Origin of the sequence: Nonomuraea diastatica (genome assembly GCF_004349015.1) — a bacterium.
Taxonomy (GTDB): domain Bacteria; phylum Actinomycetota; class Actinomycetes; order Streptosporangiales; family Streptosporangiaceae; genus Nonomuraea; species Nonomuraea diastatica.
On sequence record NZ_SMKP01000116.1, the window covers coordinates 22,897 to 33,083 of the forward strand.

Annotated in this window: 9 protein-coding genes; 7 read left to right on the plus strand and 2 right to left on the minus strand. The window is 69.5% G+C overall.

What is annotated here, in order from left to right:
* The first annotated feature begins 27 nt into the window (after window positions 1-27).
* Genes E1294_RS33160 through E1294_RS33185 form a run of 6 tightly spaced genes read left to right on the plus strand, consistent with a single transcriptional unit; the run spans window position 28 to window position 9,353 of the window.
* Entirely contained in the window at window positions 28-1,317 is a 1,290-nt protein-coding gene (locus E1294_RS33160) for an extracellular solute-binding protein (RefSeq protein WP_132514919.1), read from the plus strand.
* Entirely contained in the window at window positions 1,314-2,267 is a 954-nt protein-coding gene (locus E1294_RS33165; RefSeq protein ID WP_132514920.1) for a carbohydrate ABC transporter permease, read from the plus strand. The genes E1294_RS33160 and E1294_RS33165 overlap by 4 nt, the downstream gene beginning before the upstream one ends.
* Window positions 2,267-3,133, plus strand: coding sequence for a carbohydrate ABC transporter permease (locus tag E1294_RS33170; protein WP_132514921.1), 867 nt, complete (start codon window positions 2,267-2,269; stop codon window positions 3,131-3,133). Before E1294_RS33165 ends, E1294_RS33170 begins: the two co-directional genes overlap by 1 nt.
* A 1-nt stretch (window position 3,134) precedes the next feature.
* Entirely contained in the window at window positions 3,135-4,436 is a 1,302-nt protein-coding gene (locus E1294_RS33175; protein WP_132514922.1) for a glycoside hydrolase 5 family protein, read from the plus strand.
* Entirely contained in the window at window positions 4,423-6,684 is a 2,262-nt protein-coding gene (locus E1294_RS33180; RefSeq protein ID WP_132514923.1) for a glycoside hydrolase family 3 N-terminal domain-containing protein, read from the plus strand. Before E1294_RS33175 ends, E1294_RS33180 begins: the two co-directional genes overlap by 14 nt.
* Window positions 6,684-9,353, plus strand: coding sequence for an endo-beta-N-acetylglucosaminidase (locus tag E1294_RS33185; RefSeq protein WP_132514924.1), 2,670 nt, complete (start codon window positions 6,684-6,686; stop codon window positions 9,351-9,353). Before E1294_RS33180 ends, E1294_RS33185 begins: the two co-directional genes overlap by 1 nt.
* Window positions 9,354-9,504: 151 nt before the next feature.
* Here the strand turns inward: E1294_RS33185 and E1294_RS58335 are convergent, their stop codons facing one another.
* Window positions 9,505-9,858, minus strand: coding sequence for a MerR family DNA-binding transcriptional regulator (locus E1294_RS58335; protein ID WP_425465242.1), 354 nt, complete (start codon window positions 9,856-9,858; stop codon window positions 9,505-9,507).
* Between E1294_RS58335 and E1294_RS56320 the strand changes: the two genes are divergently transcribed.
* Complete coding sequence (locus E1294_RS56320; protein WP_246083461.1) at window positions 9,767-9,964, plus strand: hypothetical protein; 198 nt, start codon at window positions 9,767-9,769, stop codon at window positions 9,962-9,964. The two genes, E1294_RS58335 and E1294_RS56320, sit on opposite strands and share 92 nt — an antisense overlap.
* Here E1294_RS56320 and E1294_RS54875 read toward each other — a convergent pair.
* Window positions 9,945-10,187: hypothetical protein (locus tag E1294_RS54875; protein ID WP_220448063.1), on the minus strand; the 243-nt coding region annotated here is incomplete at its 5' end. The genes E1294_RS56320 and E1294_RS54875 overlap by 20 nt on opposite strands.

Sequence of the window (10,187 nt, forward strand, 5' to 3'; positions counted from 1 at the left end):
GCACAAACGCATCAAGGAGGACATCCGATGACCACTGCCGGGAAAGGCCGGGCCCTGATCGTGGGCCTCGCCCTGGGATCGCTGCTGTTGTCCGGGTGCGGTGGCGGCACGACGCCGCAGGCCTCGGGCGGGTCGCTGTCAGGATCGATCAAGTTCCAGACGTGGAACCTGAAGAACGAGAAGTTCACGTCCTACTTCAATGATCTGATCGCGGCCTTCGAGAAGGACAATCCGGGCACGAAGATCACCTGGGTGGACCAGCCCGCCGAGGGGTACCAGGACAAGCTGTCGGCCGACGCGGCCGCGGGGGCGCTCCCGGACGTCGTGGACATGGGACCCGAGGCCGCCTACACCCTGGCCCAGGCGGGGGTCCTGCTCGACGTCGCCAAGGCCGACCCCCAAGCCAAGAGCCTGTACCTCGACAAGGCGTGGCAGGCGATGACGTTCAGCGGACTGGGCGGCGGAACCTACGGCTACCCGTGGTACCTGAACACCGGCCCCTCGTTCTTCAACAAGGCGCTGTTCGAGAAATGCGGGCTGGACCCCGACAAGCTGCCCGCCACCTACGACGAGCTCTTCAACCAGGCCGAGGTCATGGCCAAGAACTGCTCGGACGTGTCGATGATCGTCAGGATGCCGGCCATCGAGAACTTCGGCGAGTACGGCGTGCCCCTCATGGACGCCGCAGGCAAGAAGTTCACCTACAACGACGCCAAAGGCGTGGAGTTCGTCGAGCGCTTCCGGAAGCTGTACGCCAGCAAGGGCCTGAGCCAGGAGGCGCTGAACAACCTCCAGACCAAGGAGGTGGAGGAGTTCAAGGCCGGTCGGCTGGCCTACCTGTCGGGCAGCTCCTACACCCTGAACGACCTGAAGGACACCGCGCCCGACATCTACAAGTCGCTGGGAATCGGACCGCGGATCAGTACGGCCGCCCCCAACATGTACATCGAGTCACTCGTCGTGAACGCCACCAGCGAGAACCAGCCGCTGGCCAAGGCCTTCGCCAAGTACGTGACCAACGCCGCCAACCAGCTCGCCTTCGCCAAGAAGGCCTCGGTGTTCCCCTCCTCGGCCGGATCGATGGACGACGAGTACTTCACCAAGGACGACGGCGACCCCGCCACGAAGGTGCGTCTGGAAAGCGCCGCCCAGGTCAAGAAGGCGGTCGTGTGGTGGCCGCCGGCGTTCTCCGGCTCGGCCGACGCCGAGACGCTGCGTGAGCAGATCGCCCAGGCGCTGCTGGGCAAGAAGACGGTGCAGCAGGCGCTGGACGAGTCGGTCACGTACTCCAACGAGCGGCTGGCCGCGCACGGATGACCGTCACCGCCCAGCACAAGGTCTCCTCGCGGTGGGGCCGGCGCCGGCCCCACCATGAGGAGACGGCCCTGGCCACCCATCGGTGGCGCCTGACCCCCTGGCTGTTCCTGCTGCCGGGGCTGGCCGTCATCGTGCTCCTGGTCCTGCTGCCGTTCGTGAACACGCTGCGGCTGGCGTTCACGGACTCCACCCTGCTGAGGAGCGGGGAGTTCGTCGGATGGGACAACTTCCGCCGGATGTTCGCCGACGAGCGGTTCGGCACCGCGCTGCTGAACTCCACCCTCTACACGGTCTGCGTGGTGCCGCTCATGGTGGCGCTGCCGCTCGTGCTCGCCTCGCTGCTGAGCGGCGCCGGGCGGCTGATGGGGTTCTTCCGCACCACGATGTACCTGCCAGTGATCATGTCGCCGGTCATCGTCGGCCTGATCTGGACGAACATGCTCGACAAGCGCGGCCTGGTGAACGAGCTGCTCGGCACGCTGCAAGTGGTCACCGCGCCCGTTCCCTTCCTCACCGACCGCTGGCTGCTGCTGTTCAGCGCGATGTTCGTCACCGTGTGGATGGGCCTGGGTTACTACATGGTCATCTACCTGGCCGCACTGGCGAACATCGATCCGAGCCTGTACGACGCCGCGGCGATGGACGGCGCCGGCCCGGTGCGCACCTTCCTGCACGTCACCGTTCCAGGGGTGCGCTCGACGATGGGGCTCATCGGCGTCCTGTCCTCGGTGGCGGCCTTCCGGGTGTTCGGCGAGATCTACGTCCTCACCGATGGCACGGGGGGAATAGGCGGCGGCGATCTCACGATGACCATGCTCATCCAGCGCGAAGGCACCGGCCTGCAGGCGCGTACCGGATACGCGGGCGCGATCAGCCTGGTCATGTTCGTCATCCTCGGCGGGCTGCTGATCGCGCAGCTCATCATGCAACGCAAGCAGAGGACCTCCTGATGTCCGCGTCCGTGCCGACCACGGCCGTGCGAAGGCGCCGCCGAGGCGTCTCGCCGGGTGTCGTCGTGCGTTACCTGGTCCTGCTGCTGATGGCCGTGCTGCTGGCCGGCCCCCTTTTGTGGCAGGTCTCGCTGTCGCTCAAAGGCGCCGGCGACGCGCTGTACACTCGACCGCCCGAGCTGATTCCCGGCCATCCCACGCTGGGGAACTTCGCGACGGTGCTCGATCGCATCCCGGTGCCCCACTACCTGCTCAACTCCCTGCTCGTGGCCGCCATGGCCGTTGCCGGCAACGTGGTGGGCGCCACCTGCGCCGGCTACGCGCTGGGCAAGCTGCGCTTCCGCGGCCGGGGGGTGGCGGCCGGGATCTGCGTCGCGGCCCTGCTCGTCCCGGCCGAGACCGTGCTGATCTCGCAGTTCTTGCTGGTCAGGTCGGCCGGGTTGGCCAACACCCTGCTCGGCGTCGTCCTGCCGACGATCGTGGCCGCGCTGAACGTCCTGCTCATGCGCAACGCGTTCCGCAACCTGCCCGCCGAGTTCGAGGAGGCGGCCATCGTCGACGGCGCCAACGCCTGGCAGCGATTCATCCGGGTCTCCGTGCCCCAGGTCAAGGGCGTCATCACCGTCGTGGCGATCTTCGCATTCGTCGGCTCGTGGAACGACTTCCTGTGGCCCCTCATCGTGCTGTCCGACGAGGACAACTACACCCTCACCATCGGGCTCAACCGCCTGCACGGCACCTTCTACGACGATCCGCGCCTGATCGCGGCCGGCACGATCATCGCCTTGATTCCCATCGTCACGTTCTTCGCCATCCTGCAGCGCTACTTCTTCCGCGGGCTCGAAGCGGGAGGCTTGAAAGGGTGAAATGCTGAGATTCGGAGTCAACTACACGCCTTCTCGCGACTGGTTCTACTCCTGGCTGGATCCGGACTGGACGGTCACCCGGCGCGACATGCGGGCCCTGGCCGGCCTTGGCCTGGATCACGTCCGTGTCCTGCCACTGTGGCCGGTCCTGCAGCCGAACCGGACGCTGATCCGCCGCCGCGCCCTCGACAACGTGCGTCACGTCGTGGAGATCGCCGGCGAAGCGGGCCTCGACGCCAGCGTCGACGTCCTGCAGGGCCACCTGTCGGGCTTCGACTTCGTGCCGAGCTGGCTGACGGACTGGCACCGCCGCAGCATGTTCACCGACCCCGACGCGGTCGCCGCGCAGGCCGCTCTGGTCGAGGCGCTCGACGAGCACCTGCACGACCTGCCCAACTTCCTCGGCCTGACCCTGGGCAACGAGGTCAACCAGTTCACCTCCGCCCTGCATCCGGCCCCGATGACGGCCACGCCACAGCAGGTGACGGACTGGCTCCGGGCCCTGCACGGTGAAGGCCCGCGCGACCGGCGCCAGTTCCGGCTCAACGCCGAATACGACGCCGTCTGGTACGCCGACGGTCACGCCTTCACCCCCGCGCACTCCTCCCGGCACGGCCAGATGAGCGTGATCCACTCGTGGATCTTCAACGGCACAGCTCAGGGGTACGGCGCGATGTCGCACGAAAGCCTCACCCACGCCGCGTACCTCATCGAGCTGTCGCGCGCCTTCGCCCTCGACCCGGCACGCCCGGTGTGGCTGCAGGAGGTCGGCGCGCCGCTCAACCACCTCACCGAGGAGCAGACGCCCGGCTTCTGCGAGGGAACCGTGCGGGCGGCGGCCGACAGCGACGCCCTGTGGGGCATCACGTGGTGGTGCTCACACGACGTGGAACGCAGGCTGGCCGACTTCCCCGACCTGGAACACAGCCTCGGCCTGATCGGCGCCGACGCCGCGGTCAAGCCGATCGGCCGGCGCTTCGCCGAACTGGCCGCTGAGCTGCGGCACCGGCCGCGCCCCTCCCCACGGCAGGAGGCCGTCGTCGTCCCGGTCGACTCCCAGGACGTCCCCATGTCCCGGGCGGAGCTCTCCCCCGGCGGCGGCGTCTTCGAGACCTGGATGAGCCGCGCCCGCGCCGGAGCCCGCCCCGCACTGGTCACCTCCACGACCGCGGGCGACCCGCCGGCGCTGCGCGCTCGCGGCATCGAACGGCTCGTCCACGCCGAGCCGACGGGCCGCACCTTCTACAGCTCGGTCGCCGACGCGGAGGTACTCGAGCGGATGGCCGCACATGCCGAACGCTGAGTACCGGAGCGCACCGGTCTCGGCCGGGGACGACGTGGAGCGCCTCCTCGGCGAGCTCTCCCTGCGGGAGAAGGTCGGCCAGCTCAACCAGCGCCTCTTCGGCTGGCAGGCCGTCGAACGGGCTCCCCGGGGCGGCTTCCGGCTCACCGACCTCGCTCGTGCCGAGCTCGACCGTTGGGGCGGGCTCGGCGCGCTGTACGGGGTCTTCCGCGCCGACGCCTGGTCGGGCCGCTCCTGGGCCAACGGGATCCGGCCGGAGGAACGCGCCGAAGTCGCCGCCCTCATCCAGGACGAAGTGTCGCGGGCGAGCGGGCAGCGCATCGGAGTGCTGCTGTCAGAAGAGGCCCCGCACGGGCACCAGGCGCTCGGCGGGACGCTGCTGCCCGCTAACCTCGCCGTGGCCGCGGGCTGGGATCCGGCGCTGCTGGCCGAGGCCGCGGCCTCCGTCGCGGCCGAGCTCGCGGCGAGCGGCGTGCACCTGGCCCTGGTGTCCGCGCTCGACCTGCTGCGCGACCCGCGCTGGGGCCGGGCGGAAGAGTGCTTCGGAGAAGATCCACTGCTGGCCGCCGAGCTCACCAGGGCGCTGGTGATCGGCATGCAGGGCGGCGAACGCGGCGCGGTGGGCCGCGACGGTATCGCCATCGTGCTCAAGCACCTGGCCGCGCAGGGCGAGGCCGTCGGCGGGCGCAACGGCCAGTCCGCCATCATCGGCCCCCGTGACCTGCGCGAGCTGCACCTGCCGGCCGTCCGCGCCGCAGCGGAGGCCGGGGCCCTGGGATTCATGGCGGCCTACAACGACATCGACGGGGTGCCGTGCTGCGCCAACCGCGACCTCCTCACCGGCTTCCTGCGGACCGAATGCGGCTTCGACGGCATCGTCATGGCCGACGGCCTGGCCGTGGACCGGCTCACCGCGATGACGGGCGACGCGACGGCCGCCGCCGTGGCCGCGATCGAGGCCGGCGTGGATCTGTCGCTCTGGGACGAGTCCTTCGGCCTGCTTGAGCAGGCCGCCGCTGCGGACCCGCGAGTGGCCGGGCTGGTCGATGCCGCCTGCCGCCGGGTGCTCACGCTCAAGCGGCGCGTCGGCCTGCTCGCCGTCCCCACGCCCGTAACCGGTCCGGCCACGACAAGGCTCACCTCGGCCGGCCGCGCCGCCGACGGCCTGTCGCGTCGCCTGGCTCGTCAGTCCCTGGTCCTGCTCCACAACGGCGGCGGACTCCTCCCCCTCGACCGGCGGGCGCTGACCAAGGTGGTCCTCGCCGGCCCCAACGCCCGCGACGTCACCGCCCTGCTGGGGGACTACGTGCCGCCCCTGCCCGCGCAGTCGGCCGCCGGCCTCGACCTCGCCCTGCGGCAGGCGCTACCCGACGCCGAGGTGACGTGCTCATCCGGTGTGCCGACGGCGGCCGATCTGAGCGGCGCCGACGTCGTGATCCTGGCGCTCGGCGGGACGAGCCACCGCACCTACGCGGAGGACTTCGCCGCCAACGGGGCGATGGCCGGCCCGGCGGTCGTCGCGACCTGCGGGGAAGGCGTCGACCTGGCCAGCCTCTCTCTGCCCGGCGGTCAGGACGACCTGGTCGCCGCCGTCCGCGCGCAAGCCCGCTGCCCCGTGGTGGCCGTCGTCATCGCCGGCCGTCCGCATGTGCTCACCGGCGTGCTGGCGGGCACCGACGCCCTGCTGTGGGCCGGCTACCCCGGTCCGCACGGAGCCCACGCGATCGTCGACGCGCTGCTCGGCGGCTATGAGCCGGTCGGCCGCCTGCCGTTCACCGCCCCACGCAATCCGGGGGCCGTACCGGTTCGCCACAACGATCGGCACCCGGCCAACGGTGTCTATCAGGACGCACCGGATCCGGTGCTCTTTCCCTTCGGCTCCGGCCTGCGCTACCGGCCCGTGCTGTTCGGCCGCCTGACCGCGGAAGCGCACGCGGGCACGGTCGAGGTGAGCGTCGAAGTCGTCAATCCCGCCGGGGCCACGGCCGAGGTCGTCGTGCCGCTGTTCGGGCACCGTACCGGAGGCGTCGTGCTGCCTCGCCTACGGGAGCTGCTCGCCTTCCGCAGGGTCACCGTCCCGCCGGACGCTCGCACCACCGTCGTCTGGACCCTGCCCGCCGCGCGCTGCTTCGCCGAGGGCGCGACCGATCGGGCCCGCACCGACCTGTACGTCGAGGACCTGCACGAGACCATCCATCCGCGCTGCCACCCACAAGCCCAGACCATGACCCACAGTGAGGAGTTGTGATGGCCCGATCACATCGCACCGGCAGACGGGCGACGACCCGCGCGGGCACCGTAGCCCTGGCCGCGATGCTCACCGTCGTGCTCGCCGCCGGCGGCGCCGCGGCCAGCGACACACTGCCCTGGACGGGCGAGAGCGCGGTCGGCGCCAACCAGCCCTACCAGCACGGTTACTCCGCCACCGACCTGCTGCGCTGGAACCCCGCCGACGACGCCCACGCCGAGCTGTTACGAGCCAAGGTGCCGCTCCAGAAGCGCAACCCCGCCAACGCCGACACCCAGCGCAACCCGGCCCTGCCCGCCGACACCCAACTGTTGACCCTGGCCGGCGACTACGGCAACGCCTTCTTCGAAAGCCACCCTTACACCAACGAGTTCAGCCAGTACCTCTTCAACTACTGGCAGTACGCCGACTTCTACGCCTCCTGGCACGGCATGCCCACCGAGGGGGTGCCGGTGAGCTACTACGACCCGACCAAGGACTGGCGGGAGAAGTGGTTCGAGTTCGGGATGCTCAACCTGCCCAACCCCGGCTACACCAACGCGGCCCACGCGAACGGGGTGCGCTCGCTGGGCTGCATCTTCTTCTCCGACCACGACCGCGGCGACCAGACCTACACCGAACTCCTGGTCCGCGACGCCGACGGAGGCTTTCCCGTCGCCGACAAGCTCATCCAGGTCGCCAAGTTCTACGGCTTCGACGGCTACTTCATCAACCAGGAGTCGCGGGTCGCGCCGGCCGACATCCCGGCGTACAAGCAGTTCATGCAGGCACTGCGCGAGGGCGGCATCTACGTGCAGTGGTACGACTCCATTCACAACTCCACCGGCGCGATCTCGTACCAGAACGAGTTCAACGCGGTCAACGGCCCGTTCGTGCGCGACCCGCAGCTCGGCGACGTGTCCGACTCCATCTTCCTCAACTACTGGTGGAACAGGACCAAACTCACCAACTCCAAGAACTACGCCACCAGTCTTGGCCTGGACTCCCGCAAGAGCGTCTTCGCCGGCGTGGAGGCCGGCAAGGACCAGTTCAACCAGCCCTACGACCTCGATGACAACCTCGACGCGAGCGGTGCGCCGATGAACGCCATCGCCACCCTCGGCGCCGACTTCGTCTCCTCCGACTACGCCAACAAGACCGACGACGCCGCCCAGCGAGACGTCTTCGACCGGGAACGCCGCTGGTGGACCGGCTCCTCACAGGGCACCGCCACGCCAGAGGGCGCCTGGAAGGGCATCTCCAAGTACATCGCCGAACGGTCCGCCATCACCGGCACCACGTTCTCCACCTCCTTCAACACCGGCCACGGCCTGTCCACCTGGACCAAGGGCCGGCTGTCCAACCCGAAGGAATGGGGCAACGTCAACCTCCAGGACATCCCGGTGACCTGGCAGTGGTGGATCGACGCGGCCGGAACGCCCCTCAGCGCCGACTTCGACTACGGGCCCGCGTACACGCCGGCGAGCCGGTTCTCCTACCAGAAGATCGGCGCCTTCAACGGCGGCAGCTCGCTCGTCCTCAGCGGCACCCTCGACAGCGACAACACCGTGCGTCTCTACAAGACGGACCTGAAGATCGCCAAGCGCTCGACCCTTGACCTGACCTACACCAAGCCCTCGGCGAGCGACGACTCCGAACTCCGGCTCGGCCTCGTCCTGGCCTCCGACCCGAGCAAGGTCATTCAGCTACCGCTGACCGGCTCGGGCGAGCGCACCACGGGCTGGACGACCCGGTCGGCCGACCTGTCGGCGTACGCCGGTCAGCGCGTCGCCGCGCTCGGCCTGGTCGTCGCTGCCGGTGCCCAGGCCATCCCCGGATACCAGGTCAACCTGGGTGCCCTGACTCTGCGCGACGGCAAGGACCACACCCCTTCAACGCCGACGGGCCTGCACATCACCCAACTGCTGCCCGATACCGGCGAGCTGTTCCTGTCGTGGAAGCGGGCCGGCTACGACAAGGTACGCCGCTACGACGTCTACCTGGACGACACCTATCTCGGCGGAATCTACGACGACGTCTACTACGTCAAGCGCTTCACGGCCACATCGGGAACGATCAAGCTGGTGGCGGTCGGCCACGACGGGTCCGAGAGCCCGGCGGCGACCACGTCGCTCGACCTCGGCACGGCGCCGAGCCAGGTGAAGGCGTCGGCGAAGCCGGACGGCACGCTGACTGCCAGTTGGACGCCCCCGGCGAGCGGCGAGCCCATCACGCTGAGGGTGCAGAGCCTCGACTCCGCCCGCCCGTTCACCAAGGAGGTCCGGCTTCCCGGGACGAGCAAGGGCACGACGCTGACCGGCGTGCCCGTCAACGGCGACGCCTACCTCCTCACCGTACGGTCGGGAACGGGCACGACCGCCGGAGTACGCGGAACGTTCGCCGACACCGAGATCAGCCCCTACCCGGCCGCGGCGGTGAAGATCGACGGGAACACGTTCACGTTCTCCCGGCCGGCTCTTCCTGACTGGCACACCTTGACCGTCCTCGAGGACGGCCAGCCGAAGACGTTCACGACGACCTACAACTCGGGCGCCAAGCCGTACATCATCCGCGGCCGCACCACACGTGCCGCCGAAACGGTGACCATGTCCAGCGCCACCAGCAAGGTGGTCGCCATCTTGGAGGACTACGCCGGCAACAAGGCCACGACCGTGCTCCGAGGCAACTGATCACGAAGGCGCGGCTGAACCGCAGGCGCCTGCGGTTCAGCCGCGCCGACGCGGCGCACCAGCGAAAGGTTGACCATGCACCTTCGAATCTCGGCACTCTCAGCTCGCCTCGCGCTGCCCTCTGTGCCAAGCTCAAGTGAGACAGATGGGACTAAAGTTCCTTAACTGACATGAGCAGGGCGAGAACGGCTCGGCCAGGCGCTGGTCCGGTACCTCGCGCACTTCGCCGCACGGCGTGCTTCCGCTGTTGCGGACGGTGGGAACCTGGCTGATGCCCTCCAGATGCAGGCCCAGCGCGGGCCCGCCGGATGAAGCTCAGCAGCTCGACGTCGGCCTCGTCATAGAGGCGGTAGCCGGCGGCGCTGCGTTCGGCCGGTGGCAGCAGCCCTTTGGCCTCATAGCGCCGCACCGCCTTGCGGGTAAGCCCGGCCGCCTGGGCGGCCTGCCCGATCGGCAAACAGCTGCTGGAACAACCGGAGCTGACCGTGGCCGACGCCTGCCCCACCCCACTGACCCTGGCGAGCGCCTGGGGCCGGGCCACTGGCACCCCTGCGATCACGGCGCACACGCACGCTCCCCGCCTGGAAGGCATCACGACGAGTTCGACCTGATCGTCACCGATGGGCTGCTGTCCCTGCTGCCCACTCCGGCAGATCGGAAGGCGCTGATCAGCCGCTGGCCGTGCTGCTGGCCCCCGACCGGAATGCTGCTGTACACCACCCGCATCGCCCCGTCCGGACGGCTGGAGTACGACCTTCCCAGCCGCAGCAGGCCTCGGCCGCCGCCGCGTGGCCGCGGCCGGCCGAGCGCTGGCGCATGGCCGGCCACCGGCTC

What these genes read in the sequence shown, in the direction of transcription:
- E1294_RS33180 (WP_132514923.1), top strand. Translation starts at nt 4,423, where the DNA reads ATGCCGAACGCTGAGTACCGGAGCGCACCGGTCTCGGCCGGGGACGAC.
- E1294_RS33185 (WP_132514924.1), top strand. Translation starts at nt 6,684, where the DNA reads ATGGCCCGATCACATCGCACCGGCAGACGGGCGACGACCCGCGCGGGC.
- E1294_RS33170 (WP_132514921.1), top strand. Translation starts at nt 2,267, where the DNA reads ATGTCCGCGTCCGTGCCGACCACGGCCGTGCGAAGGCGCCGCCGAGGC.
- E1294_RS33165 (WP_132514920.1), top strand. Translation starts at nt 1,314, where the DNA reads ATGACCGTCACCGCCCAGCACAAGGTCTCCTCGCGGTGGGGCCGGCGC.
- E1294_RS33175 (WP_132514922.1), top strand. Translation starts at nt 3,135, where the DNA reads ATGCTGAGATTCGGAGTCAACTACACGCCTTCTCGCGACTGGTTCTAC.
- E1294_RS33160 (WP_132514919.1), top strand. Translation starts at nt 28, where the DNA reads ATGACCACTGCCGGGAAAGGCCGGGCCCTGATCGTGGGCCTCGCCCTG.